Origin of the sequence: Nocardia flavorosea, assembly GCF_015477805.1 — a bacterium.
GTDB classification, from domain to species: Bacteria; Actinomycetota; Actinomycetes; order Mycobacteriales; family Mycobacteriaceae; genus Nocardia; species Nocardia flavorosea_A.
The window spans coordinates 130,935-157,204 of sequence record NZ_JADLQL010000002.1 but is presented as its reverse complement, the minus strand read 5'-3'; the positions used below and the strand labels follow the sequence as shown (position 1 = coordinate 157,204).

The window sequence follows — 26,270 nt, the reverse complement described above, 5'->3', positions numbered from 1 at the left end:
ACGATGTTCGAATGGTCCGATACCGATCTGATGGTCCGCGACGCGGTCCGGACTTTCATCGATAAGGAAGTACGCCCCCACCTCGACGCACTCGACAGCGGCGAAATGCTGCCCTACCCGGTGCTACGCAAGCTGTACGCGGACTTCGGTATCGGCGCGATGGCCGAGGAAGCGCTGAACAAGCAGCTGGCCGCCAGGCGCGCGGCGGCCGAAGGCGCGGAGAAACCGGCATCCGGGGACAAAGAATCCTCCGGCGCGGGATTCGATCAGCAGACCATGATGGCCGTGCTGACCAGCGAACTCTCCGGCGTGTGCATGGGCCTGTGCAGCTCACTCGGCGTCAGCACCGGGCTCGGCGGCGCCACCATCCTGTCCCGCGGCACACTCGCCCAGCAGGAGCGGTGGGTGCCCGATATCGTGAGCCTGCGCAAGATCGCGTGCTGGGCGATCACCGAACCGGATTCCGGATCCGACGCCTTCGGCGGTATGAAAACCTCCGTGCGCCGCGACGGCGAGGACTACATTCTCAACGGGCAGAAAACCTTCATCACCAACGGCCCCTTCGCCGACACGCTCGTCGTGTACGCGAAACTCGACGAAGGCGACGGAACCCCGGCCCGCGACCGCAAGGTGCTCACCTTCGTGCTCGACAAGGGCATGGAGGGCCTCACCCAGGGCAAACCGTTCAAGAAGATGGGCCTGCACGCCTCACCGACCGGCGAACTTTTCTTCGACAACGTCCGCGTCGGCCGCGACCGGCTGCTCGGCGAAACCGAGGAACACCGCGGCGGTGACGGCCGGGAAAGCGCCAAATCCAGTTTCGTGGCCGAACGCGTCGGCATCGGCTTCATGGCGCTCGGGGTGATCAACGAATGCCTGCGGCTGTGCACCGAGTACGCCCGCAACCGCAAACTGTGGGGACAGGAAATCGGCCGCTTCCAGCTGATCCAGCTCAAGCTCGCGAAGATGGAGGTGGCGCGGATCAATGTGCAGAACATGGTCTTCAACATCATCGAACGCGGGAAAGCCGGCAAACCGCTGAGCCTTTCGGAAGCCTCCGCGGTGAAGTTGTACTCCTCGGAAGCGGCCACCGAGGTCGCCATGGAAGCTGTACAGCTGTTCGGCGGCAACGGCTACATGTCGGAGTACCGGGTCGAACAGCTGGCCCGCGACGCCAAATCCCTGATGATCTACGCGGGCAGCAACGAAATCCAGGTGACCCATGTTGCCAAGGGCATTCTCGCCCTCTGAAAACGGTCGGCGAGAGATCTGCAGGGCCCGGTGATAGAGGCGCCACAGACCTTGGACCGAGCGTGCCTGGACAGCGCCGAGTTAAGCAGGGACTTCACCGATTCCGCCCCCGAAAGACCAACATAACCAGCGGCGGTGCCGAATCTTATGAGGCCCTGAAAGGTTACGGACCCAGGGGGCCGAAACCCGTGCCGCCGAAGGCGGCGCCAAGAGGTACAGCCGCAAAATTACACAGCCCGTAGATGGTCGCGGCTGGCGTAGATATGTTCGGCGACGAGGGTGGCGATCCGTTCGGGATCCTCCAGCATCGGAACGTGCCCGGCCCGGTTCAGCATGATGCGGTCCGCCGATTCCGGCAGCTCACGCAGGAACCGCCGGCCGTGCGCCGTGGCCGGTAGAACACGATCGGAGTCGGCCAGGATCACCCGGACCGGGGTCGCCAGGTCCGACATGTTCGTCAGGGACGGTCCCCGCAAGGCCGCCGCGGTCAGCGCGGGCAGCGCGGAGCAGTGCAGTGCGGCCAGGATGACGGCGGACATATCCGTGCGGGAGACAGCCCCCGTGTTCTTCGTCAGCAAATGAGCCGTCCCCCAACGCACGAACCGGTTGTCGACGGGGGAACTACCCAGCTTCCGCAAGACTTCGGTTGCCGGGATCATCGACGCGATACCGGCGGCCGCGCGGAGCTGGGTCGCCGACGGGGTTTTCCAGCCCCCGGCCGGTGCGATCGCGGTGAGCGTACGTGCCCGGCCGCGGCGCGCCAATTCGAACCCCACCCAGCCGCCCAGTGCATTCCCGGCGATATGGCAGGTTCGCCAGCCCAGATCGTCCAATTGTGCCTCGACCCGGTCGGCCAGGGTGGCGGCGGAGTAGCGGCCACCCGGGAACTCGGGGCCACCCCAGTGCCCGCCGAGCGCCGGCGCGAAAACCTCACACCGCGCGGCCAGCAGGGTGGCGGTCCGCTCCCAGCAATGCGGAGAGAGCAGGATATCGTGCAGGAGAAGTAGCGGTTCGCCGGAGCCCAGATGCAGGGCGGTGACCGGCTCGGGCGCTGGGGTTGCGGAGGTGCCTGACATCGATGTCGTCACCCCTTCCTGGCAAGTAGCGGTGACCTGTCATTCTACGGCCGCAGCCGTCAACCCTGTCCAGGGCGGAGGTCCAGCCGATGGGCGGCCCGGCTCCACCGCGCGGCTCAGATGGCGATATTCGATTCGGAATTCTTCCACTGATTCGAGGGAGAATTCCAATCGTTGAGGAGTGTCAGTGCGTGATTTGCACGCGCCGCGGTGGTGGCTCCTGAGCTTCGCTCGTACAGTTCGTCGAATTTGCTCGCCACTACGTCGGCTTGATTGGGGTTGCCGTACACGGCATTCTCGGCTGCCTGGTAGGAGCTTCCGCTACGGAGTTCGTGGACCATGTAATCGATATGTGTTTCCCAGCTGTTGATATTCTCGCCAGGTCGGCTCGCGAACTCCTGAAGCCCGGCGTATCGATCGAAACGCCATTGGAATAATCCGTGAGCCGTTCCATTGTCACCGGTCGCCCCGACATTGAAGCTCGACTCGTATGCCACGTTGGCGGCAATTCCCGCTGCCTGCGCCGGAGTGAATCCATGCTCCTCGATCAAGTATTTCATTACCTCCAGCGGATCGGGTGCGTTGCCGGAGGGTGTTGGGGGACTCATCAAACCCGAGGTAGGGGTCACCGAGGCTGTGGGTGTTCCGCTCGGACCGGACACGGTGGGGATTACCGGCGGCGGGGTCCCGTTATAAGGACTCCGGTTGAAGGATGTCTCGCCGCCGGCGATCTTCCGTGCCTGTTCGGCCGCCTGGTCGGAAACGTTACTGACTTCATCGTACGTCTTGTCCACCGCAACCCAGAGTCCGTTGAAGAGGTCCTTGAGCATCTTATCCGTCAGATGTCGCGAAGTGACCTCTCCCTTGTCGTTTTTCACCACCACAATGTTTTCCGGCTTGTGGGCTTCAGCGATCGTGTCGTTGAGATCCCCGACCGCGGTCTCGATGGCGCTGTAGGCGTCCCCGACAGCCCCGCCGACTGTGGCCGTGTGTTCGGGGATTTCTCCGTCCTGGGTCCTGAATTCGTTGGTGACGTTGTCGACCTTGGCTTGGCTGTTGCCGTAATTCGTCAGCATCGTCGACTGATGGTCCGGGTTGGCGATACCTTCCTGGCGGAGCTCTTGTCGCAGGTCCGGGGCCTTGGACGGCGTACCCTCCCCCAGCAGCTGGACCTGTCTCTGGATGACCTCCTCGGCCGCGTCGAACAGCGCTTGCAACGCTTTCGGGGCGCAGCCCGGAAGGGTCTCCAGGTCGCCGATCTTCTTGGGGTCAGGAGGGCTCATTTGCACTCCATTCTCGGCTGGGAAGAAACGGTCGACACTTGTCGATTATCGGATGTCCCCGAGCGTGGGAACTGCTCGCGTCGCAGATCGGGCGGGTGCCGGTGAACTGCGGCGACGTGTCCTTGTACGGTCGATCCGTGCCATACATCGTCTCCACCGTCAATGTCAACGGCGTCCGGGCCGCCGCGGGCAAGGGTTTGCTGCCCTGGCTGGCTCGGACCGAGGCCGATATCGTCTGCCTGCAGGAGACCCGCGCCGACGATGCGCAGATCGCCGCCGCTCTGGCTCCTGCGCTCGCCGACGGCTGGGTGCTGGCGCACGCGGAACCCGGAGTGAAGGGCCGGGCGGGGGTGGGCGTGCTGTCGCGCCGGCCCGCGAAATCGGTGCGGATCGGTATCGAACCGGACAGCGAATTCGTCGGCACCGGCCGGTATATCGAGGTCGAGTTCGACGAGGTCACGGTCGCGAGCGTGTATGTGCACACCGGTGAGGCGGATACGCCGCGGCAGGACGAGAAGTATCGGTTCCTGGATGAACTGGCCGCCCGGATGGCCACACGTACCGGTGCCTTCGTTATCGCGGGTGACTGGAATATCGCACACACCGAGCGTGACCTGAAGAACTGGAAAGGCAACCTGAAGAAATCCGGTTTCCTGCCCGCCGAACGGGCCTGGCTCGACCGGCAATCGGCCGCCGGGTACGTGGATGTGGTGCGAAAACTTCACCCGGAGGGCGACGGTCCGTTCAGTTGGTGGTCCTATCGTGGGCGCGCGTTCGACAACGATACGGGCTGGCGGATCGACTATCAGCTGGCAACGCCGGCGGCGGCGGAGCGGGCGAAACAGGCCGTGGTCGAACGCGCCGCGTCCTATGCGCAGCGTTGGTCGGATCATGCGCCGGTGACGGTCCAGTATCGATGAAGGGGAGTTCTGTGCGGGCGAAAGCTGTGAAGATCCTGTCGGCGGTGGGCGCAGCGGTGGTGGCGATCGTCGTCGCCCTGCTCAGCACCCAGGCCGGTGACGAAGGTGCCTCGAATACCGCGGCCACGCTCTCGGCCGGGGCGACTTCGTCGGTCGGCGGCCAGCCGGTCACGGGAAAGACCGCCCCCGGTGATTCCCCGGTGGTTTCGCGTGTGGCCGGTGTACCCGAACGCGCCTACGAAACCCTCGAAGAGATCGACGCGGGCCGCTGGCCGGATTCGGCGAACGCACCCGGTACGAAAGGCGGGATCACCTTCGGGAACCGGGAGGGCCGGCTCCCGGCGACCGATGATTCCGGTGATCGGCTCACGTACCGGGAATGGGATGTGAACCCGAAGAAGCCCGGGCAGTCCCGTGACGCCGAACGTATCGTCACCGGCAGCGACGGTTCGGCCTGGTACACCGGCGACCACTACGACACCTTCACAAGGATGCGCTGATGCCCGAACCGCTCGCGCTCGCGGACTTCCTGGACTTCTCCTACGACGCCGAACTGCGCCCGAACGACGACAGCATGACCGCTCTGGGCGCGATGCACGTGGATGCGGCCGAGTTCAGTGGCGTCCGCTTCCGCGCCCCGCAGGGCTTCCGGGTACGCGAACTGCGCGGCAGCCGGATGCGGACCGTGCCGGCGCTCTACGACGAATTCGCGGCCGCCCTGCAGTTCCCGTACTATTTCCGGCCGAACAAGGATTCGTTCGACGAATGCCTGCTGGGCATCGACGACACACTCGGGGAAGCCGAGGGCTACGTGCTCGCGATCCGTGACGCCGACCAGCTGCTCGCGGATACACCGGAGGAGCGGGAATGGTTCGCCTCGGTCATCGCGGCATGCGCGGATTTCTGGCCGTCGCGCGATGTGGTGTTCCGGGTGATCCTGCAGGGGCAACCGCGGGGAGTGGCTACCGTTCCGGTCCATTTCTGATCGTGTAGGCCACGCTCACGGCTCCCGCGCGACCCCGCGGTGAGCCGTCTATCTCGACGCGGGGCCCCGACCGTCCCGGGAACTCGGCTCGCGACCGGCCGCTGCCTCGGTTCGCCTCGTGCGCCGGGCGCTATTGAGCGCCCGGTTCGTGGGCAGCAGAGGGGAGTCGTGCGGGGTCGCTGCGGCGGGCGACGTCTTCGCCGAGGAGGACGAAGACGTCGGTGGTGTAGTCGATCAGGGTGTCGCGGGTGATCGCGAGATCGCCGCGGACCCAGCTGGTGAGGCTTTGCACGAGGCCGCCCACCAGGTAGGTGGCGCGGAAATCGATCACCGGGTCGGGGGCCGGATCGGTGATTCCGTAGAACTCGATACCTTCGCTGGCCACCAGCCGGGCGAAGGTGCGGATGGTTTCGGTGGTGCGGGCGCGCAGCTGCGGGGTGGCCATGGCGGCAACCATGGTGACCTCGGTTTTGCGGGGGTCGTCGGTGAGCAGGTGGATACCGGCGGTGATCGCGGCGTGGGCTTTGGCACGGGAATCGCCGGTCGCGGCGTGCGCGGCGGCGACGATGGCCAGCACAAGCTCTTCGGCGATGCTGTCCACCAGGGCGGTGAGTACATCGTCGCGGCTGCTGAAACTCTCGTAGTAGTAGCGCTCGTTCAGGGCCGCCTGTGCGCACATGCCCGATACGGTCAGCTTGTCCAGGCCCTGGGTGCCGATGATCTCCAGTGCCGCGTCCAGAAGCGCGGACCGTCGCTGGGCCCGCCGTTCCTCCGCGGATAATCCGCCATAGGTGCGCTGCGCTGCCATCTCTAAATCATGGCCGGTCGGCGGCCGGTCGGTGGAGCCGGGGCGAATCGTGCTGGTCGGGGTCGTATCGCCGTTCGGTGGTGTGACACGGCCCTGACGGCAGAGCCGCGGACCGGCCTTGGGTTCCCACTTTCCAGTCGCCGTTCGCGGGCGGCTTTCTGTCGCGGTCCGTGCGTAGCGGAGCGAGGGCGATTTGGTGGTGAGTCTTGCCAGAAGATGAAAACTGGTAGATGCTATTGCCAGATGCGTGCTCAGTGGAGAGCGGGACCGGGAGGCTGAGATGGCCATGGACACGGGGTACTTTGCCGACGATTCGATGATCCGCCGGGTTATGCGGAAACGGGCCGTCGGCTTGACCTACGGGCTGCGGGCACTGGTGATCGGTGCGGTCCATCCGCTGCTGTACGTGGGAACAGCCGAATCCACCGAGCACCGGGATACGCCCTACACCCGGCTGGCGCTCACCGGAAAACTGTTCGAGGCGGTGTTCTTCGGGACCGAACAGGAAGCCGATCGGGCGCTCGAGTTCACCCGGAAGAAGCATCGGAAGGTGGTGGGCCGGATACCGGAGGATGCGGGGGAGCATCATCCGGCGGGGACCGCGTACTCCGCCTACGACCCGCATCTGAGCTTCATGACCATGGCGTTCACCTTCGAATCCGCGGAGGTCATGTACGACCTGTTGGTCAAGCGGCTCACCGATGGCGAGCGCGAGGGTTTGTACCAGGACTATGTGCGGTGGGGGGAGCTGTTCGGGATGCCGCGCGAGGCCGCCCCGGCCGACTACCGGGCGTTCCGCGAGTACTTCGACGGCTACCTCGCCTCCGACGAGCTGTTCCTCACCGACGAGGCGCGCAAGGTCGGGAACTATCTGTGCGGGCATGTGGTGCCCTACCCCCAACGGCCGCCGGCGCGGCAGGTGAGCTCCGCGTACTACCTGCTGGTGCAGGGCAGCCTGCCGGAGCGGATCCGGCGGATGTACGGGATCGAATGGAAACGCGCCGACGAACTCGCCTACCGCGGGCTGGCGCAGTCGGTGCGCAATGCGCACAATGTGCCGGCGTGGCTGGTGCCGCGGCCGGTGCTCACCGCGTTGAACGGACCGAGCGCGCCGGTGTACCGGCTGATCACCGAACAGGAGCAGGAGCTGGCCAAGGCCGGAAAGCGCAGTATGCCCGGTATCGATCCGCGCAAATGGGCAGAGCGAAATTCCGCTTGAGCGGCATGCGAAGATCGGGGCATGTCCAGTCCTGCTCAGACCCCCACCGCGGGGGAACGTAAACAGCGGGTGCTCTCCGGTATCCAGCCGACCAGCGCCTCGTTCCATCTCGGGAACTATCTCGGTGCCCTCCAGTACTGGGTCACCCTGCAGGACGACTACGACGCGCTGTATTTCATCCCGGATATGCACGCCATCACGGTGGCGCAGGAGCCGAAGGAACTGCGCAAACGCACCCGCATCGCGGCGGCGCAACTGCTCGCCTTGGGGATCGACCCGGACCGCTCCACGCTGTTCGTGCAATCGCAGGTGCCCGAGCACGCGGAACTGGCCTGGGTGCTGAGCTGTATCACCGGCTTCGGCGAGGCGAGCCGGATGACGCAGTTCAAGGACAAATCGGTGAAACAGGGGGCGGACAACACCACCGTCGGGCTGTTCACCTACCCGGTGCTGATGGCCGCCGATATCCTGCTTTACCGCCCGCATCAGGTGCCGGTGGGCGAGGATCAGCGTCAGCACCTGGAACTCACGCGCAACCTCGCCCAGCGGTTCAACACCCGGTTCAAGAAGACCTTCGTGGTCCCGGAGGCCCATATCGTCAAGGGCACCGCCAAGATCTACGACCTGCAGGATCCCACCGCCAAGATGAGCAAATCGGCGAGTTCGGATGCCGGCCTGATCAATCTTCTCGATGACCCCAAGATCTCGGCGAAGAAGGTGCGGTCCGCGGTCACCGATACCGAACGCGAAATCCGCTACGACGTGGAGAACAAGCCGGGCGTCAGCAATCTGCTGGTGATCCTGTCGGCACTCACCGAGACGCCCATCGTGACCCTGGAGAAAGATTACGCGGGCCGCGGTTACGGTGATCTGAAGGCCGATGTCGCCGACGCACTGGTCGGATTTGCCGCCCCTTTGCGGGCGAAAGTGGAAGAGTACATGGCGGATCAGGGCGAACTCGATCGCATTCTCGCCATCGGCGCCGAGCGTGCGCGCGAGATCGCCGGTAACACTCTCGCACAGGTCTACGACCGGGTCGGGTTCCTCGCCCGCTGATCGGTCGCGCGGCCCGTGCGCGTTGGCGTGAGGGGCGCAGACAGTGCAGGTGATCGACAACGTCAAAGCCACGGTCAATCGGATGGTCGGGCAGCGGCCCTGGCTGGACCATATGGTCCGGGCGTTCGGCAGATACCAGGACCAGCGTGGTGACTACTACGCGGCGGGGATCACGTATTTCACCGTGCTGTCACTGTTTCCGCTGCTGATGATCGCTTTCGCGATCGCCGGGTTCGTGCTCGCCGGCAACGACGAGCTGCTGCGGGAACTGCAGGGCAAGGTCGTCGAGAACATTCCCGGCGAAATGGGAACGCAGCTCAACGACCTGATCGATCAGGCGGTGGGTTCGCGTGGCGCGGTGGGTGTTCTCGGCCTGCTCACGGGCCTGTACTCAGGGCTCGGCTGGATGGCGAATCTGCGCAAGGCGCTGACCGAGCAGTGGGAACAGAAATCGAACGAGCAGAACTGGTTCCACACCAAGCTCTCCGATCTGCTCGCTCTGCTGGGACTGTTCCTGGCGTTGGCGCTTTCGCTCGGACTATCGATCCTGGCATCGAGCCGGCTGGGCGTGCAGCTGCTCGAACTGGTGGGGCTTCAGGAGATGCCGGGGTCGCGGTGGCTGTTGTGGCTGCTGTCGACGCTGCTGGCGTTGATCGCCTCCTGGGCGCTGTTCACCTGGATCATCGCCCGGCTACCCCGCGAGCCGGTCACCGTGCGCAGTGCCGCGAAGGCCGCCGTCCTGGCGGCGATCGGGTTCGAGGTGTTCAAGAACATCGCCGGTATCTACATGCGGTCGGTGCTGAGCAGCCCGGCGGGCGCGGCATTCGGTTCGGTGATCGGCATCATGGTGTTCAGCTATGTGGTGTACCGGATCATCTTGTTCGCCACCGCGTGGGCAGCGACCGCCCGGGAGAACGAGCAGTTGGTATCTGTGCCGGTACCGGAACCCGCGGTGATCCGGCCGCGGGTGCAGACGGGGGCGCGCCCGGGATTCGGTGGCGCGGCGGCGTTGCTGGGCGCGGGTGCGCTCGCGATGCTGGGCCTTGCCCGGTGGCGCCGGGGACGCCGCGGCATACGTTAGGCGTATCGACTGTCGGGTAGATCTCACGGCGGGCACCAAGAGTTCACTTTTATGCGCATGTTTTGCTTGCCGTGCGGGTCATACGGTCTGTTTCGGCAGCGCGCTGTCCGCCCACGAGCCGGACGGTAGAGGTACGGGACCGCTGCCGAACAGGAGGATTCGGTGGACCCCGACCTATCGGACAGGCGCCCGGGGAGCGGTCGCCGGAAAACCGTGGCGTTCCCGCCGGAAGTGTGGATCGTTTCGATCACCACGTTCCTCAGCCGCTCGGTGGGGTTTCTGGCGTTGTTCGCCACGGTGTTCTACACCTCGCTGGGCCTGGATGCGTTCACGCTGTCCGCGGCATTGCTGGCCGCCGGTTTCACCGGGGTGCTCGGTTCGCTGGCGGGCGGCTGGGCGGCCGCCCGGTTCGGCTCCACCGATGTGCTCATCGCCGGATCGCTGCTCAATGTGCCCCTGCTGTTGCTGCTCGGCCGGCTGACCGACGCTCCGGTGTCCGCGATCGTGGTGGCATCGCTCAGTGTGGCGGTGACGCAGTCGTTCTCCGGTCCGGCGTCGGCGCTGATCACCGGTTCGAGCTACACAGGCAATACGGTGACGGTGGTCGCGTTCCACCGGATTTTTCTCAGCAGCGGTGTCACGGTCGCGCCGATCGCGGTCGCGGCGGTGGGAGCGGACAACTTCTCGTTGCTGTTCACCGTGTCCGCGTTCGGTTCGCTGGGTACCGCGGTGGTGTTGCTGTTCGAACGGCAGCGGCTGCGGGCATCGGAGGACGGAGCCGCCGCCCGGGGGCAGCGGACCGCGCCGGAATCGGGCCCGCCGGTACTCGCCGCTTCGGGCTACGACGGCTCGCGGATCACCCGGCTCCGGTGGATCGTCGCGGTATTCGGAACGGCCATGGCGGTCTATGCACAGAGCACCAGCGGTATTCCGTTGGCGGTCGGGGAATTGCCCGACGGCGCGCAGCTCTACAGTGCGCTACTGGTCGTCAATTCGGTTTTCATCATTGTTTTCGAGTTACCGCTCAGCACCCTGCTGGCGAAGGTCGGATGGAATTATGCGCTCGGGCTCGGAATTTTCCTGACCGGTGTCGGCCTCGCGGTATGCGGTGCCGGAACGAGCTGGACCGTATGTATTTTCGGATTTCTGCTGTTCTCGCTGGGAGAAGCGATATTCATTCCGCAGGCGAGTGCCGCGATAGCCGATATGTCCACGCATACGGAGAACCCGAGGTTCCAAGGCTATCTTTCGGCCGCCCAGTCGATCGGCTTCGCGGTCGGGCCCGGAATAGGGGCTTTCGGAGTGCTGTACGACAGCGCGCTGTATTGGACGCTGGTCGTCCAGATTTCGTTCGCCGCCGGGGCGATCGCGGTAGTAGCGGGAATGCAGAAGGACAGGAGTGCGGTTCATGTCTGATCCGGTGTTGATCGTGGATCCGGTGAGTTCGGGAAAGCTGTACGCGCCCGTGCTCGCCGAATACGGGATCGAGACGATCCTGGTGGATACCGCCCGAGCCCTGGTCTCGGGCTTCCGCAGCGCACCCACTGCGGGCGCGCTGAGTTTCGAGACCGATTTCGCGGGGTCCTATGAGCGGCTGCTGCGAATGTGTGTGGATCGTTCGGTCAAATACGTTGTCGCCGGTTCCGAGCCCGGTGTCGAACTCTGCGAGCGCCTGCGCGCCGACCTCCCGGGCTGCCCCGGCAACGAGACCACCATGCCGATGCGGAGATGGGATAAGCAGTACATGTTCGAGGCGCTGGCGGCCGCCGGCGTACCCACCCTGACAACCCGGTCCGTCGCCGCCGGAGACAGCACGGTGCCGGTGGCGGCGGTGGCGGAACTGCGGCAGGGACGGAAACTGGTCGTCAAACCCGCCCGGGGCGCCGCGTCGGTGGACGTTCGCCTGGTGGCGGACCCCGGGCAACTCACTGCCGCCGTCTCCGCGATCACCGAAAGCACCGGGTTCTTCGGCGGCCGGTCGGCGGCCCTGATCCAGCAGATGTATCCGGCACCGCGGGTGGAATACGCCGTGGACACCTTCTCCTGCGCCGGTGAGCACGAACTGATCTGCGTCAGCGTGTACGACAAGCGGGTTTCGGGATCCGGGGATTTCGTCTACGAACGGGGGCGGTGGCTCGGTCAGGAAGATCCGGCAGTAGGTGAACTGTGGAAGTACGCGCGCCGGGTGCTGGATGCGCTGGGGGTGCGGACCGGGCCGGCGCATATGGAGATAATGTCCGGCCCGCTGGGGCCGAGACTGATCGATTTCGGGGCGCGCGCACACGGAATCGGCCATCCCGCGCAGACCTACCTGCTCACCGGGAACTCGCAGATTCACCGCGAATGCGCCTATATAGCCGGGATTCTCGGGATTGGTGACCCCATCCGGCCGCGCCGTGCCGGCTACCCGTCGAGCGGGCACGGCGCACTGGCGCTCTTCAGTGTCGAGCGCGCATCGAGATACCTGGGCGGGGCGGAAGCAGAACTGGCCGGCCTGCCCGGCGTGCGGGAGGTCCGGATGGCCGCGGAGCAGGACATGGTGTATCCCGCCACGCGATCCATGATGGACTCGATGGCGCTGGGAGTGGCTTTCGTGGTCGCGGATACGGCCGAAGACCTGGATATCCGATGCGCCGAGGTGCACAAGCGGGCCGGTGACTACTTCGCCGCCGTAGAGCCGGCCGCGCCGGTGTGACTGCGCATCGTCGCGTGAACCGGATCGTCAGCGCCGCCGGGTCCGGACGTGCCACGTACCGACCAGCAGGATCGGCACCAGGATCAGGCCGGCGACCATGAGCAGCATCCAGAGTTCTTCGTATTCCCCGTCTGTGGCGGGTTGTGCCGAGTACGCGATATCGCCGTTATCGGGTGGTACGGCCGGACTCGGGGTGTCGGAAACGGTTTCGGCTTCGTCGCCGGGGATATCGCCGACCTTGGCGGCGGGATCGAGCCCGAACCCGTAATCGAGCAGGCGGGCGGCCTGCTCCCACGGGCGGATCGGCAGCACATCGGCCTGTAGCAGCGTGACGACCAGCCGCCGTCCGCCGCGTTCGGCCGCCGCCACGAACGTCTGCCGGGCATCGTCGGTGAAACCGGTTTTGCCGCCGAGCGCGCCCGGATAGTTGTAGAGCAGCCCGTTGTCGTTCGCGATCGGGAAACCGGGATGGTCCTGATCGCCGGGAATCGCCGGGTTCGGGGGATAACCGGGGAAATCGAGCTGTTCGGTAGCGATCATCTGCGCGAACAGCGGTATCGACATGGCTTCGCGGAACAGCAGCGACAGATCGTAAGCCGATGTGCTCATCCCGGGGCCGTCCAGACCGGACGGTGTGGCCGCGCGAGTGTCATAGGCGTGCAGGGCTTTCGCGAGATCGTTCATCTTCGCGACCGCGGCCTCGTCCCCGCCGAACTGGGCGGCGATCGCGTGCGCGGCGTCGTTGCCCGACGCCATCACCAGGCCGTGCAGCAGTTGCCGGTTGGTGTACCGGCCACCCGGGCCGATCCCGACCCGCGTACCCTCCACATCGGCATCGGCCTGGGTGCCGACGACGACCTTGTCCAGGTCGAGCGTGCGCAATGCGACGGTGGCAAGCAACACCTTGATAGTGCTGGCCGGGCGGTAGCGGCCGTGCGGGTCCTTGGCGGCCAGCACCGCGCCGGTATCCAGATCGGAGACCATCCACGCGGTCGCGGAGATATCCGGCGGTACCGCAGGTGCGCCCGAGGGGAGGACGACACCGCATTCGCCGAGGCGTTTTCCGCCGACCGGCGGGTCCGGTATCGGCAGGGCGGTGGGCGCAGCCTCGCCGGGCTCGGGAACCTCGGAAGAGTCGATGGCCGGCGGCGGCTGCGTCTTCTGCGGGCAGTCGTCGGTGACCGGGGTCGCGAACGGGGTGGTCGTGGGCGGTGGCTGGGCTGTCGCGGGACCGCCCATGATCATCGGTCCGGCCGCGAGCAGCGCGGCGGTCAGCACCGAGCCGAAACGGCGGGCGGTGCGCTGGTGGAGCTCGGTGGTGTACATCGGGGGAAAGCCTAGAAGGTTTTTCCAGTAGCGAGACATCGGCAAAGGACTCGCCGCCACCGCCCACGGACCTCCCGGTGACGACCCCCAGCTCAGTAAGCACGCCGGGCCCGGCCGCCATCAGAACCGTACGCCGGCGGCGGTGCGGTCCTGAAAGGTTTCGGGCCGAAACCCGCGGCGCCGCAAAATAAACCCAGCTCAGCCGAGAAGGACCGCGTAGCCGGGTTTGATGATGTCGTCGATGATGCGCAGGCGTTCCGGGAACGGGATGAACGCCGATTTCATCGCGTTTATGGTGAATCGTTCCAGATCGCTCCAGCCGTAGCCGAAGGTCTGGTGCAGTTTCAGCATCTCGCGGCTCATGCTGGTATCGCTCATCAGCCGGTTGTCGGTGTTCACGGTGACCCGGAAACGTAGCCGGGCCAGCAGGTCGAACGGATGTTTGTCCAGCGAGGGCACCGCCCCTGTCTGCACATTCGACGAGGGGCACAGTTCGAGCGGCACCCGGGTATCGCGTACGTATTGGGCGAGCCGTCCCAGCCGGGCGCTGTCGATATCGCCGGATACCTCGATATCGTCGACGATGCGCACACCGTGCCCGAGGCGGTCGCAACCGCAGAAGGCCAGTGCTTCGTGGATGGACGGTAGGCCGAACGCTTCACCCGCGTGGATGGTGAAGTGGGCGTTGTTCACCCGCATGTATTCGAAGGCGTCCAGGTGCCGGGTGGGCGGATAGCCGGCCTCCGCGCCCGCGATATCGAAACCGCATACCCCGCGGTCCCGGAACCGGACCGCCAGTTCCGCGATTTCGCGGGAGCGGGCGGCATGCCGCATCGCGGTCAGCAGGCAGCGCACCACGATGGGGTGCCCGGTCTCCGCGGCCGCCGCTTCTCCGGCGGCGAACCCGGCCAGTACGTGTTCGACGACCTCGTCGAGGGTGAGGTCGCGTTCCAGATGCTGTTCCGGTGCGAACCGGACCTCCGCGTAGACCACTCCGTCGTCCGCCAGGTCCTCGGCGCATTCCCGGGCCACTCGATGCAGGCCCTCGGGGGTTTGCATCACCGCGACGGTATGGGTGAACGTCTCCAGGTAGCGTTCCAGCGAGCCGCTGTCGGCGGCTTCCCGGAACCACCGTGCCAATCCCGCGGCGTCGTCGGCGGGCAGATCGTCGTAGCCGCAGTTCCGGGCGAGTTCGAGGACTGTCGCCGGCCGCAGCCCCCCGTCGAGGTGATCGTGTAGCAGCGCCTTCGGCGCCCGGCGCAAAGTGGCGAGGTCCAACGGCATGGGTCCGGTCATGTATCGACCGTATCGCCGATTTCCGGGCCGGGCAGCCGTACGCTCCGATCGGCCTCACCTCTTCGGCTGCCGCTCACCTCGGGTTTCCAGGGCGGTCGGGCATTGTTGCGGGTCGGCAAGCCGACGAAGGACACGAGCGGGATCCCGGGTCGTGCGGGTCCCTCGGGTAGCCCCGGCTGTGCCCGGTAGCCCAAAGCCCGGCAGCAGCCGCGACTGGGCGGCGGGGATTCGGCCGCGACCGGGTACGCCACCGGAACGGTTAGTTGCGGCCTTCGCCGTTGCCGCCGTCGACGGTCGCCGACCGCTGAGCACGCCGACCCCGACCCCGACCTCAGCTCGGGCCGACGCGGTCCAGTATCAGGGGCCCGCGGCCCTGGCGTTCGGGGGCGCTCGGGCTGATGGTGATCGCCTCGGCCAGCGCTTCGCGAGCGGCGGGTAGTGCTTCCGGGGTGTCGGTGTGCAGTGTGAGCAGCGGCCGGCCGGCCGTCACCCGGTCGCCGACGGTCGCGTGCAGGCCGATACCCGCGGCCGCTTGGACGGGGTCTCCCTGCCGGGCTCGTCCGGCGCCCAATCGCCACGCGGCGATCCCGACAGCGCGCGCGTCCAGCCCGGTCAGCGTGCCGGAAGTGGGCGCGGACAGGGTTTCGGTGTGCTTCGCGACCGGTAACGGCGCTTCCGGGTCGCCGCCCTGGGCGCGGATCATGGCGCGCCAATGATCCATTGCGCGGCCGTCGGCGAGCGCCTGTGCCGGATCGGTGTCCAGTCCGGCCAGCGCGACCATCTCGTGGGCCAGCGCCAGGGTCAGTTCGACCAGATCCGCCGGGCCGCCGCCGGCCAGCACCTCCACCGCTTCGGCGACCTCCAGCGCGTTACCCGCGGTGCGGCCGAGCGGTGTATCCATGGCCGTCAGCAATGCGACCGTGCGCACTCCGGCGTCAGCGCCCAGTTCGACCATCGTGGTGGCCAGTTCGTGCGCCTGGGCCCGGGTCGGCATGAAGGCGCCCGCGCCGACCTTCACATCGAGCACGAGGGCGGCGGTACCCTCGGCGATCTTCTTGCTCATGATCGAACTTGCGATCAGCGGTATCGATTCGACCGTTCCCGTGGTGTCCCGCAAGGCGTAGAGGCGTTTATCCGCCGGTGCCAGGTCGGCGCCGGCGGCGCACACCACGGCGCCGGCGGCCGGGTCGGTGAGGATTTCGCGCATCCGGGCCGGGTCGATATCGGCGCGCCAGCCCGGGATCGACTCCAGCTTGTCCAAGGTTCCGCCGGTGTAGCCCAGCCCGCGGCCCGACAGTTGCGGAACCGCCGCGCCGCAGGCCGCGACCAGTGGGGCGAGCGGCAGCGTGACCTTGTCGCCGACGCCGCCGGTGGAGTGTTTGTCGACGGTGGGCCGCGGCAGGCCGGTGAAGTCCAGCCGGCGGCCCGAGTCGATCATCGCGCGGGTCCAGCGTGCGGTTTCGCGGCGGTTCATCCCGCGTAGCACGATGGCCATCGCCAATGCCGACATCTGCTCGTCGGCCATCTCGCCCCGGGTGAAAGCGTCGACGACCCAGTCGATCTGTTCGTCGGTGAGTTCGCCGCCGTCCCGTTTCGCCCTGATGATCGATATCGCGTCGTGTACCGTCACGTCCTCAGTCTCGCAGCGGGCGCGGCAGAAGGCATATGGCCCGGTTCGCCGGCGCCGCCGCGAGACCGGCCCAGGACCCCGTGCTCGAGGCCCGCGATCTCATCGTGAACCTTCGGGCACGGTAGCCGTCGACGGTGCGCGTGCTCATGCCTGTAGCGCACGCAGGGTTTCGATTCGGTGCTGCACGGTGGGGCCGGTGGGCGCCACGATGACCTCGTCGGCGCCGGTTTCCTTCACCAGCGTGTCGAGGCGGTCGATGACCTGCTCGCGGGTACCGATGGCCTGGTCGGCGTTGCGGTCGTCGACGAATGCGTTCTCGGCGTCCGACCACGGGTACGTTTCTGCTTCCTCCAGCGTCGGGATACGCTGCGGCAGCTGACCGGTGCGCATCCGCAACTGCACCAGACTCTGCGGCAGCGTCCGGCGGCGGGCTTCGGCTTCGGTATCGGCGACCACCGTCGCCACTGCCAGCATCGACCGTGGTTCGCTCAGTACCTCCGAAGGGCGGAACTCGCGCCGGTACAGCTCGAAGACCATGGGCGTAGTGCGTCCGCCCGCGAAATGGTGGGCGAAGGCGAACGGCAGGCCCATCATGGCGGCCAGCCGGGCGCTGAAATCGCTGGAACCCAGCAGCCACATCTCGGGCGGGTCGCCCTCGCCCGGTATCGCCCGGATCCGGTCGCCCTGGCCGCCCCGGAGCGGCGGGATGGTGCCGAAATAGGCCAGCAGCTCCACTACCTGTTTGGGGAAATCCTCGACGGCTTCGGCGGTGGCGCCGCGCCGGATGGTCGCCGAGATCAACGGGTCTGTTCCCGCGGCCCGGCCCAGGCCGAGATCGATCCGGTCCCCGTACAGCGCGACCAGCGTCCCGAACTGTTCGGCGACCACCAGGGCAGCGTGGTTGGGCAGCATCACCCCACCGGAACCGACCCGGATCCGTTCGGTCGCCGCGGCCACGGCTGCGATGAGCACCGGCGGCGCCGAACTCGCGATCCCCGGCATACCGTGGTGCTCGGCCACCCAGAACCGGCGGTACCCCAGCCGTTCGGCTTCGCGGGCGACGGTCACGGTATCGGCCAGGGCCTGCCGATGCGATCCGTCGGCGGCGACGGCGGCCAGATCGAGCACGGAGAGGGGAACAGTCATACCGGAACCAACCCGCGCGGTCGCGTGGAGATTCCGGTCGTACCCGAATCAGTGGGCAGCCGACGAGGCGGGCTCGCGTGGAGCGCCGTCACACGGACAGTGCCGCTGACCGGCAACGCCGGGGATACCGATCAGGTGCGGCCGGCCGCGAGGTCGTCCGGGCCGAAAGCGTCGCGGAGCAGATCGCCCAGTGCGACCGGGCCGGCGGAGTGGTCGATCAGGAGTTCTTTCCCGCCGAACTCGTACAGCACCTGCCGGCAGCGACCGCAGGGCAGCAGGATCTCACCCCGCGAATCGCAGACCGATACCGCGATCAGGCGCGCCGCCGATCGGGTGCGCTGGTTGCCGACCAGGACACATTCCGCGCACAACCCCAGCCCGTAGGACACGTTCTCCACATTGCAGCCGATCGAGATCGCTTCCCCGTCCCAGCCCGCCGCTCCTACCGGGAACCGCGAGTAAGGCGCGTAGGCCCTGCCCATCGCCGTACGGGCCTGCGCCCGCAACCCTGTCCAGTCGATATCCATACGTGCTCCCGCGGGGTGTGATCGGCCTGCCGGTCGGCTTTCTCGTATCCAGCCTGTCACCTGCCATCGCGATCGAACACCGGAAGCAGGCGTTCGGTTCGGAGGTTCGCGAGGGCACCGGGCACAGGGTCTGTCACTCCGTCCGGGCACGGGGCGCGATTTCCGCGGAACTTCACCGGCCGCCCGATCCTTCGGCTACTCTCGGGTAACTTGACCCGTTCCGCTGAGACATTTTGCACACCGGTCCGGCGCACAATGGCGACCCCGGCATCGAGAGCATTCCGTGCCGGCGGAATTGGGGCTGCGGTCGCGTTAAAACTTTCGGTTTTTCGAAAGTCCTTGTCGGGCAATGTCTTACGTGAATAATGCCGGGTTGCGGGGGGTTCGAAATCCCGGCTCGGATGGGCGTGGGCGACCCGCCGCGTAACCGTGTGGCGACCTTACAAAGGGCAGCCTAACCTGCCTGATAACCCCGCAACGCACGGCACGCCGAATTAGTTCCCCCAATGTAAGGGGATTAGAGTCCAGAACAGATCGGTTACACGTTCGGCGGCGGCGAGCCCAGCGACCGCGGCCCCGGGATAGGGCCCTGTCACACCCCGGCTGGTGCGTCACCGAATCCCGGCGCCACCGCACTCGGTGCCGGGATCTGTGACCGGGTCCATCAACGATGTTGGAGGCACCGAGACTCTATGGCCACGATAGAAGCTCCGGCTCAGCCGAAGCGCAAAACGCTGTACCGCGGCGACCCCGGTATGTGGTCCTGGGCCCTGCACCGGATCACCGGTGTCACGGTCTTCTTCTTCCTGTTCGTGCACGTCCTGGACACCGCGCTGGTCCGGGTCAGTCCCGAAATCTACGACGAGGCGATCGAGCTCTACAAGACGCCGATCGTCGCGCTCATGGAAATGGGCCTGGTCTTCTGCGTGCTGTTCCACGCGCTCAACGGTGTGCGGATCATCCTGGTGGACTTCTGGTCGCAGGGGCCGCGCTACCAGAAGCAGATGCTCTGGGGAATCATCGGCCTGCTGGTGGTCCTTCTGGTGCCCACGATCGGTCGCATGTTCTACCTACTGCTGACGGAGCACTGAGCCATGACTGCACCTGTTCTCGGTAAGTCCTACGATCGTCCGGCGAGCTTGGACCTGCCGCGCTCGCCCCGGGCCCGGACCAACGGCAACTTCGAGAAGTACGCCTGGCTGTTCATGCGTTTCTCCGGTGTCGCGCTGATCGTGCTGGTCCTCGGTCATATGGCGATCATGCTGCTGCTCGACGGTGGCGTGAAACGGCTGAACTTCGCGTTCGTCGCCGGCCGCTGGGCGAGCCCGTTCTGGCAGATCTGGGACCTGGCCATGCTGTGGCTCGCGCAGTTGCACGGCGCCAACGGGTTGCGCACCGTGATCGCGGACTACTCGCGCAAGGATTCGACCCGCTTCTGGCTGAACACGCTGCTGGTGCTGTCGATGATCCTGATCATGGGCGTGGGCACCTACGTCATCTTCACCTTCGACCCCAACATCAGTTAGGAACGGCCCCCTCGCATGAGTGAGCGCAGCGAACGAATCGACGCCGCAAGTGAGAGCGGCGAACGAACCAGCGGAACAGTTGTGTCTCGGCCTGTTCAGGAGCACCGCTACGACGTCGTGATCGTCGGTGCCGGTGGCGCGGGTATGCGGGCGGCCATCGAGGCCGGCCCCCGGGCGCGTACCGCGGTGCTGACCAAGCTGTACCCCACCCGCAGCCATACCGGCGCGGCCCAGGGCGGTATGTGCGCGGCCCTGGCCAACGTCGAAGAGGACAACTGGGAGTGGCACACCTTCGACACGGTCAAGGGTGGCGACTACCTGGTCGACCAGGACGCGGCGGAGATCATGGCCAAAGAGGCCATCGACGCGGTGCTGGATCTGGAGAAGATGGGCCTGCCGTTCAACCGGACGCCCGAAGGCAAGATCGACCAGCGCCGGTTCGGCGGGCACACCCGTGACCACGGCAAGGCCCCCGTGCGGCGCGCCTGCTACGCGGCCGACCGCACCGGTCACATGATCCTGCAGACGCTGTACCAGAACTGCGTCAAGCACGACGTGGAGTTCTACAACGAGTTCTACGTGCTCGACCTGGTGATGACCGATACCGAGCGGGGCCCGGTCGCCACCGGTGTGGTCGCCTACGAGCTGGCCACCGGCGAACTGCACGTGTTCCACGCCAAGTCGATCGTCTTCGCCACCGGCGGTTCCGGCCGGATGTACAAGACCACCTCCAACGCGCATACGCTCACCGGCGACGGTATGGCGATCGTGTTCCGCAAGGGCCTGCCGCTCGAGGATATGGAATTCCACCAGTTCCATCCGACGGGCCTGGCCGGGCTCGGCATCCTCATCTCCGAGGCGGTCCGCGGCGAAGGTGGCATCCTGCGCAACGTGGACGGCGAGCGGTTCATGGAACGCTACGCGCCCACCATCAAGGACCTCGCGCCCCGCGATATCGTCGCCCGTTCGATGGTGCTCGAGGTACTCGAGGGGCGCGGCGCCGGCCCGAACAAGGATTACGTCTACATCGACGTGACCCACCTCGGCGAGGACGTCCTCGAGGAGAAACTGCCCGATATCACCGAATTCGCCCGCACCTACCTCGGTGTGGACCCGGTGAAGGAACTGGTGCCGGTCTTCCCGACCTGCCACTACGTGATGGGCGGTATCCCCACCCGCATCCAGGGCGAGGTGCTGCGCAACAACACCGATATCGTGCCCGGCCTGTACGCCGCCGGCGAATGCGCCTGTGTCTCCGTGCACGGCGCCAACCGGCTCGGCACCAACTCGCTGCTCGACATCAACGTTTTCGGCCGCCGCGCCGGTATCGCCGCCGCCGAATACGCCCAGCGCGCCGAATTCGTCGAGATGCCGGAGAACCCGGCCCAGATGGTGCAGGACTGGCTCGCGCTGATCCTGTCCGACCACGGCAACGAGCGGGTCGCCGATATCCGCACCGAACTGCAGCGGTCGATGGACAACAACGCCTCGGTGTTCCGCACCGAGGACACGCTCAAGCAGGCCCTCACCGATATCCACGCGCTCAAGGAGCGCTACGCCCGGATCACGGTGCAGGACAAGGGCAAACGCTACAACAGTGATCTGCTCGAGGCCCTCGAGCTGGGCTTCCTGCTGGAGCTGGCCGAAGTCACGGTGGTCGGCGCGCTCAACCGCAAGGAATCGCGCGGCGGCCACGCCCGCGAGGACTACCCGGACCGCGACGACGTGAACTTCATGCGGCACACGATGGCCTACAAGGAAGGCGCGGATCTCCTCTCGGATATCCGGCTCGACTTCAAGCCGGTGGTGCAGACCCGTTACGAGCCGATGGAGCGTAAGTACTGATGACCGCTGTAGCCGAAAAGCCCGCAGCCGCGAACCCGGCACCGGTGCCCGAGGGCTCGACCATGATCACCGTCAAGGTGGCGCGGTTCAACCCGGAGGACGGGCAGGGCCAGCACTGGGAGTCGTTCCAGGTGCCGGCGCTGCCGACCGACCGGTTCCTGAACATCCTCATCTACATCAAGTCCTACCTGGACGGCACGCTCACCTTCCGGCGCTCCTGCGCGCACGGGGTGTGCGGGTCCGACGCGATGCGGATCAACGGAGTCAACCGGCTGGCCTGCAAGGTCCTCATGAAGGACATGCTGCCCAAGAACGGTAAGCCGGTCACGATCTCTGTCGAGCCGATCCGCGGCCTGCCGGTGGAGAAGGACCTGGTCGTCGATATGGAACCGTTCTTCGACGCGTTCCGGGCGGTGAAGCCGTACCTGATCACCTCCGGTAACGAGCCGACCTTCGAACGGATCCAGAGCCAGGCCGACCGCGCCCGGTTCGACGACACCACCAAATGCATCCTGTGTGCCTGCTGCACCACCTCGTGCCCGGTGTACTGGCACGACGGCAGCTACTTCGGCCCGGCCGCGATCGTGAACGCGCACCGCTTCATCTTCGACAGCCGCGACGAGGGCGCCCGGGAGCGTCTGGACATCCTCAACGAGGTGGACGGGGTGTGGCGCTGCCGCACCACCTTCAACTGCACCGACGCCTGCCCGCGCGGTATCGAGGTCACCAAGGCGATCCAGGAAGTGAAGCGCGCGCTGCTGTTCGCGCGCTGAGTCCGGCGTTGCCGCCGACACCGCCCCCGTGCCCGGCACGGGGGCGGTTTTGCTTTCCCGGCCGGTTCGGTTCCCATACGCGAACTTGATAATTCGGGTACCCGAACTTACCATTCTGACTGGAAGGCGGTGGTTCGGCATGCGGGTATTTCTCCGGGTCATCGCTGCGCTCGCGGTCTGCGCGACGGCGGTCGTGCTCACCGCCTGCGAAACATTCCACCTGCCGCGCGACGGGAAACCGGTTGTGGTCACCACCTTCACCGTGCTGGCCGATATCGCCGCGAATATCGCCGGCGAACATCTCGAGGTGCAGTCGCTCACCAAACCGGGATCGGAGATCCACGGCTACGAGCCCACTCCCGGCGATATCAAACGCGCCGCCAAAGCCGATCTCGTCCTGGACAACGGAATGAACCTGGAGGCCTGGTTCGGGCAGTTCGTCGCCGACCTCGATGCCGAGCATGTCACCGTGAGCGAGGGCGTGGCCTCGGTGCCCATCACCTCCGACGCCTACGCGGGCAAACCCAATCCGCACGCCTGGATGTCGCCGCTCAACGTCCAGACCTACGTCGACAATATGGTGGCCGCCTTCACCCGCCTCGCACCCGAACACGGTGCCGCGTTCCGGGCCGCCGGCGACAACTACAAACAGCGCTTGCAGCAGGTGCACGACGAACTCGTCGCCGAGCTACGCGACCTGCCGCGCCGGCAACGAGCCCTCGTGACCTGCGAAGGCGCATTCTCCTATCTGGCGCGCGACGCCGGCCTGTCCGAGGCCTATATCTGGCCGGTCAACGCCGAACAACAGGCCACACCGCAGCAGATCACCCGGGTGATCGAATACGTCCGCGACAATCAGGTGCCCGCGGTGTTCTGCGAATCCACCGTCTCCGATGCGCCGATGCGGCGGGTCGTCGAGGCCACGGGTGCGCGTTTCGGCGGTGTCCTCTACGTGGACTCGCTATCCGCCGCCGACGGCCCGGTCCCGACCTACCTGGACCTGATCCGCCACGATGCCGAAACCATCGCCGCCGCACTCACCGGGAGCCGGTCATGACAGTCCCCGCGATCGACGTCGACGGCGTCACCGTCTACTACGGCGAGGTGCAGGCGCTCGACGGTGTCCGGCTGGCGGTGGACCCGGGCCGGGTCTGCGCGTTGATCGGCATGAACGGCTCCGGTAAATCGACGCTGTTCAAAACCCTTATGGGCATGGTCGTTCCCGACCGCGGCAGCGTACGGATCGGCGGCGAGAAACCGGCGGCCGCACGTCGCTCGGGGGTCCTCGGATATGTACCGCAGAGCGAAGCGGTGGACTGGTCGTTCCCGCTGTCGGTCCGCGATGTGGTGACCACCGGGCGCTACGGCCGGATGGGTTTCACCCGGCGCGCCACCCGCACCGACCGGGCCGCGGTGGACGAGGCGCTGGAGCGCGTCGAGTTGACCGATCTCGCGGACCGGCAGATCGGGCGGCTCTCCGGCGGCCAGCGCAAACGCGTCTTCGTGGCCCGGGGGATCGCACAGGACGCCCGGATCCTGCTGCTCGACGAACCCTTCGCAGGCGTGGACAAACGCTCCGAGGCGACGATCACCGGACTGCTGCGCGAACTGGCCGCCGGCGGGGCGACAGTTCTGATCTCCACCCACGACCTGCACGCCCTGCCCGGACTCGCCGACGAGGCGGCGCTGCTCATGCGCCGAGTACTGGTACACGGCAGCACCGAGGAGGCTCTACGACCGGAAAATCTCGCGCTGGCCTTCGGACTCGACGTGCTGGAACAACGTTGACTTCCGCCCGGGCCGACGGCTTCCTCGGAGCAATCAGGTGAGTGTCATGGATATTGCCGAATTCCTGATCGAACCCCTGCGGTACGCCTTCATGGTCCGCGCGCTGATCACCAGCCTCGTCGCCGCGATCGTCTGCGGCCTGCTCTCGTGCTGGCTGGTACTCGTCGGCTGGTCCCTCATGGGAGACGCGGTCTCGCACGCCGTACTGCCCGGGGTGGTGCTGGCCTATATCGCGGGGATGCCGTTCGCCGTCGGCGCGGTGATCTTCGGCTTCCTGGCCGTAGCGTTGATCGGCCTGGTCCGCGATACCAGCCGGGTGAAAGAAGACGCCGCCATCGGCATCGTGTTCACCACCCTGTTCGCCTTCGGCCTGGTACTGATCTCGGTCACGCCCAGCGATACCGACCTCAACCACATCATCTTCGGCAACATCCTCGGTGTCGGTCCGGACGAGTTGCTGCAGATCGTGGTGCTGGCCGCATTCGTCTTCGTGGTGCTCGTACTCAAACGGCGCGATTTCACGCTGTACGCCTTCGACCGCATCCACGCCTACGCGATCGGCCTGAACCCGCGCGTACTAGGCGCGACACTGCTCGGGCTGCTCGCGCTGACCGCGGTCGTCGCGTTGCAGGCCGTCGGTGTGGTCCTGGTGGTGGCCATGCTGATCATCCCGGGCGCCACCGCCTACCTGCTCACCGATCGCTTCGGCCGGATGCTGATACTGGCCCCGTCCATCTCGGCGATCTGCGCCCTCACCGGTCTCTACGTGAGCTACTACGCCGATACCGCGCCCGGGGCGACGATGGTCCTCGCGCAGGGCACCGTGTTCACCGCGATCTATCTGTTCGCGCCCCGGCAGGGACTCATCGGCTCCCGCCTGGTCACCGCGCGACGCCGCGCCCGCGACAGTCGTCCGTCGGCGATCGCCGACGACACGTCTGCCCTGCCTGGTTGAACGCGTGACCGGCCGCCGGGGCGGGGCTCCGGTGCGCCATGAGGTTGGCCATCACACGCAACGCCCGAGCCGTTCGGTGTACCCCGAGTGCCCGGCTGCCGATTCCGTCATACGGTGCCCACGGCCGCGAGCTCCCGGGGACCCGGGCGTTCAGGGCTGTGGCCCAGGTGTTGGTGCCGCTGGTCCGTGCAGGGGCGCCTGCCGATCGGCCCCGCGCTGCCGATTCCACGACACCGGTAACACGGTGCTTATCTTCGACGTCGGCACAGCCATCGTGAATCACGGGAAGTCCGGCGGCGGTCGCCGGTGATCGGCGGCGTGCATGCCACACACGCGCCGGTCACCGCTATAGGCGTTCTGTTCGATGCGCCGGTATCGGACTATTCGGCCGCGGTCAAAGGTCCGGCTCCTCGAGTGGTGCGGCGCAGCGCCACTCCTCCCCGGCGAGCACCACATGGTCCAGGAAACGCAGGCCGACGGTATGCGCCGCGACGGCCAGCACGCTGGTGGCGCGCCGGTCGTCGAGGCTGGGGGCGGGGTCGCCGGAGGGGTGGTTGTGTACGAGGGCGAAGGCGCGGCCGTCGTGCCGTAGCACGGTGTTGAGGATTTCGCGCACCGGCACCGCGACCTCGTCGATCGCGCCCTCGGCCACGAACACCGACCGCCGCAACCGGTTGCGCGTATCGCAGACCAGCACCAGCAGGCGCTCAACCCGTGCCCCGGCGAACAGTGGAGCGGCCGCCCGCGCAACATCCGCGGCGCGTAACAGCGGTACCGCGGGTGCCGGGCCGAGACGGGCGCGGGCGGCGAGGTGGAAGGCGGCAATGATCGCCGCGGCCTTGGCGGTGCCCACACCCCCGAGGCGGGCGAGTTCCTCGGGGCGCGCCGAGGACAAACCGGTTACCCCGCCGAATTCGGTGAGCAGGGCGAAGGCCAGTTCCACCGCGCTCGCCCCGCGTCTGCCCTGACCGAGCAGTATCGCCAGTAGTTCGCCGTCGCTCAGTGCCTGCGGGCCCAATGCGTACAGCCGCTCCCGGGGCCGCTGGTCGATGGGCAGCGCGGTGATCGGTACCGACATGATTCC

At 66.6% G+C, this 26,270-nt stretch carries 25 protein-coding genes; 16 read left to right on the top strand and 9 right to left on the bottom strand.

Going from position 1 to position 26,270, the window contains the following annotated elements:
* The first annotated feature begins 3 nt into the window (after positions 1-3).
* Positions 4-1,251 carry an acyl-CoA dehydrogenase family protein gene (locus tag IU448_RS09730; protein WP_195055273.1) on the top strand — a complete coding sequence of 416 codons (1,248 nt, stop codon included), beginning with the start codon at positions 4-6 and terminating at the stop codon, positions 1,249-1,251.
* A gap of 227 nt (positions 1,252-1,478) precedes the next feature.
* On the opposite strand, the gene IU448_RS09725 is transcribed toward IU448_RS09730, so the two are convergent.
* Both IU448_RS09725 and IU448_RS09720 read right to left on the bottom strand, forming a co-directional pair.
* The gene (locus IU448_RS09725) at positions 1,479-2,327 is read right to left on the bottom strand and encodes an alpha/beta fold hydrolase (RefSeq protein ID WP_195055272.1); all 849 of its coding nucleotides are present in this window, start codon (positions 2,325-2,327) and stop codon (positions 1,479-1,481) included.
* Positions 2,328-2,443: 116 nt separating this feature from the next.
* A complete protein-coding gene (locus IU448_RS09720; RefSeq protein ID WP_195055271.1) occupies positions 2,444-3,610 on the bottom strand; it encodes a phage tail tip lysozyme in 1,167 nt (388 codons plus the stop codon).
* Between the two features lie 137 nt (positions 3,611-3,747).
* On the opposite strand from IU448_RS09720, the gene IU448_RS09715 reads away from it, so the two are divergent.
* The 3 genes from IU448_RS09715 to IU448_RS09705 are packed head-to-tail and all read left to right on the top strand — an operon-like array spanning position 3,748 to position 5,515.
* Positions 3,748-4,530 (top strand): exodeoxyribonuclease III, encoded by a 783-nt coding sequence (locus IU448_RS09715; RefSeq protein ID WP_195055270.1) that lies wholly within the window; start codon positions 3,748-3,750, stop codon positions 4,528-4,530.
* Positions 4,527-5,030, top strand: a complete 504-nt coding sequence (locus tag IU448_RS09710; RefSeq protein ID WP_195055269.1) for a ribonuclease domain-containing protein — start codon at positions 4,527-4,529, stop codon at positions 5,028-5,030. Before IU448_RS09715 ends, IU448_RS09710 begins: the two co-directional genes overlap by 4 nt.
* The gene (locus IU448_RS09705) at positions 5,030-5,515 is read left to right on the top strand and encodes a barstar family protein (RefSeq protein ID WP_195055268.1); all 486 of its coding nucleotides are present in this window, start codon (positions 5,030-5,032) and stop codon (positions 5,513-5,515) included. Before IU448_RS09710 ends, IU448_RS09705 begins: the two co-directional genes overlap by 1 nt.
* A gap of 130 nt (positions 5,516-5,645) precedes the next feature.
* Here the strand turns inward: IU448_RS09705 and IU448_RS09700 are convergent, their stop codons facing one another.
* Positions 5,646-6,323, bottom strand: coding sequence for a TetR/AcrR family transcriptional regulator (locus IU448_RS09700; protein ID WP_195055267.1), 678 nt, complete (start codon positions 6,321-6,323; stop codon positions 5,646-5,648).
* A 280-nt stretch (positions 6,324-6,603) separates the two neighbouring features.
* On the opposite strand from IU448_RS09700, the gene IU448_RS09695 reads away from it, so the two are divergent.
* From IU448_RS09695 to IU448_RS09675, 5 genes are all read left to right on the top strand, one after another.
* Positions 6,604-7,542: an oxygenase MpaB family protein gene (locus IU448_RS09695; protein ID WP_228812576.1), complete on the top strand. Its 939-nt coding sequence runs from the start codon at positions 6,604-6,606 to the stop codon at positions 7,540-7,542.
* A gap of 21 nt (positions 7,543-7,563) precedes the next feature.
* The gene (trpS, locus tag IU448_RS09690; RefSeq protein ID WP_195055266.1) at positions 7,564-8,598 is read left to right on the top strand and encodes a tryptophan--tRNA ligase; all 1,035 of its coding nucleotides are present in this window, start codon (positions 7,564-7,566) and stop codon (positions 8,596-8,598) included.
* A 43-nt stretch (positions 8,599-8,641) separates the two neighbouring features.
* Positions 8,642-9,679, top strand: a complete 1,038-nt coding sequence (gene yhjD, locus IU448_RS09685) for an inner membrane protein YhjD (RefSeq protein ID WP_195055265.1) — start codon at positions 8,642-8,644, stop codon at positions 9,677-9,679.
* Positions 9,680-9,841: 162 nt separating this feature from the next.
* The gene (locus tag IU448_RS29545) at positions 9,842-11,095 is read left to right on the top strand and encodes an MFS transporter (RefSeq protein WP_195055264.1); all 1,254 of its coding nucleotides are present in this window, start codon (positions 9,842-9,844) and stop codon (positions 11,093-11,095) included.
* On the top strand, positions 11,088-12,374 hold the full coding sequence (locus IU448_RS09675; protein WP_195055263.1) for an ATP-grasp domain-containing protein: 1,287 nt from the start codon (positions 11,088-11,090) through the stop codon (positions 12,372-12,374). Before IU448_RS29545 ends, IU448_RS09675 begins: the two co-directional genes overlap by 8 nt.
* 27 nt (positions 12,375-12,401) lie before the next feature.
* Here IU448_RS09675 and IU448_RS09670 read toward each other — a convergent pair whose 3' ends face one another.
* The 5 genes from IU448_RS09670 to IU448_RS09650 form a co-directional block, all read right to left on the bottom strand.
* Complete coding sequence (locus IU448_RS09670; RefSeq protein ID WP_416382979.1) at positions 12,402-13,700, bottom strand: D-alanyl-D-alanine carboxypeptidase family protein; 1,299 nt, start codon at positions 13,698-13,700, stop codon at positions 12,402-12,404.
* Between the two features lie 198 nt (positions 13,701-13,898).
* Positions 13,899-14,996 carry an adenosine deaminase gene (locus tag IU448_RS09665; protein WP_195055262.1) on the bottom strand — a complete coding sequence of 366 codons (1,098 nt, stop codon included), beginning with the start codon at positions 14,994-14,996 and terminating at the stop codon, positions 13,899-13,901.
* 331 nt (positions 14,997-15,327) lie between these two features.
* On the bottom strand, positions 15,328-16,626 hold the full coding sequence (locus IU448_RS09660) for a thymidine phosphorylase (protein ID WP_195055261.1): 1,299 nt from the start codon (positions 16,624-16,626) through the stop codon (positions 15,328-15,330).
* A 144-nt stretch (positions 16,627-16,770) separates the two neighbouring features.
* Entirely contained in the window at positions 16,771-17,772 is a 1,002-nt protein-coding gene (locus tag IU448_RS09655; protein ID WP_195055260.1) for an LLM class flavin-dependent oxidoreductase, read from the bottom strand.
* A gap of 131 nt (positions 17,773-17,903) precedes the next feature.
* Positions 17,904-18,299: a cytidine deaminase gene (locus tag IU448_RS09650; protein ID WP_195055259.1), complete on the bottom strand. Its 396-nt coding sequence runs from the start codon at positions 18,297-18,299 to the stop codon at positions 17,904-17,906.
* Between the two features lie 692 nt (positions 18,300-18,991).
* On the opposite strand from IU448_RS09650, the gene sdhC reads away from it, so the two are divergent.
* From sdhC to IU448_RS09615, 7 genes are all read left to right on the top strand, one after another.
* Positions 18,992-19,390 carry a succinate dehydrogenase, cytochrome b556 subunit gene (sdhC, locus tag IU448_RS09645; RefSeq protein ID WP_084492922.1) on the top strand — a complete coding sequence of 133 codons (399 nt, stop codon included), beginning with the start codon at positions 18,992-18,994 and terminating at the stop codon, positions 19,388-19,390.
* A gap of 3 nt (positions 19,391-19,393) precedes the next feature.
* Positions 19,394-19,825, top strand: coding sequence for a succinate dehydrogenase hydrophobic membrane anchor subunit (locus tag IU448_RS09640; protein WP_195055258.1), 432 nt, complete (start codon positions 19,394-19,396; stop codon positions 19,823-19,825).
* A gap of 15 nt (positions 19,826-19,840) precedes the next feature.
* Positions 19,841-21,670, top strand: coding sequence for a succinate dehydrogenase flavoprotein subunit (gene sdhA / locus IU448_RS09635; RefSeq protein WP_267467060.1), 1,830 nt, complete (start codon positions 19,841-19,843; stop codon positions 21,668-21,670).
* Positions 21,670-22,443 (top strand): succinate dehydrogenase iron-sulfur subunit, encoded by a 774-nt coding sequence (locus IU448_RS09630; protein WP_195055256.1) that lies wholly within the window; start codon positions 21,670-21,672, stop codon positions 22,441-22,443. Before sdhA ends, IU448_RS09630 begins: the two co-directional genes overlap by 1 nt.
* A 139-nt stretch (positions 22,444-22,582) precedes the next feature.
* Positions 22,583-23,500, top strand: coding sequence for a metal ABC transporter substrate-binding protein (locus IU448_RS09625; protein WP_195055255.1), 918 nt, complete (start codon positions 22,583-22,585; stop codon positions 23,498-23,500).
* A complete protein-coding gene (locus IU448_RS09620; protein WP_195055254.1) occupies positions 23,497-24,231 on the top strand; it encodes a metal ABC transporter ATP-binding protein in 735 nt (244 codons plus the stop codon). Before IU448_RS09625 ends, IU448_RS09620 begins: the two co-directional genes overlap by 4 nt.
* A 46-nt stretch (positions 24,232-24,277) precedes the next feature.
* Positions 24,278-25,186 (top strand): metal ABC transporter permease, encoded by a 909-nt coding sequence (locus IU448_RS09615; protein ID WP_195055253.1) that lies wholly within the window; start codon positions 24,278-24,280, stop codon positions 25,184-25,186.
* Between the two features lie 394 nt (positions 25,187-25,580).
* Here IU448_RS09615 and IU448_RS09610 read toward each other — a convergent pair whose 3' ends face one another.
* On the bottom strand, positions 25,581-26,264 hold the full coding sequence (locus IU448_RS09610; RefSeq protein ID WP_195055252.1) for a JAB domain-containing protein: 684 nt from the start codon (positions 26,262-26,264) through the stop codon (positions 25,581-25,583).
* Between the last annotated feature and the right edge of the window lie 6 nt (positions 26,265-26,270).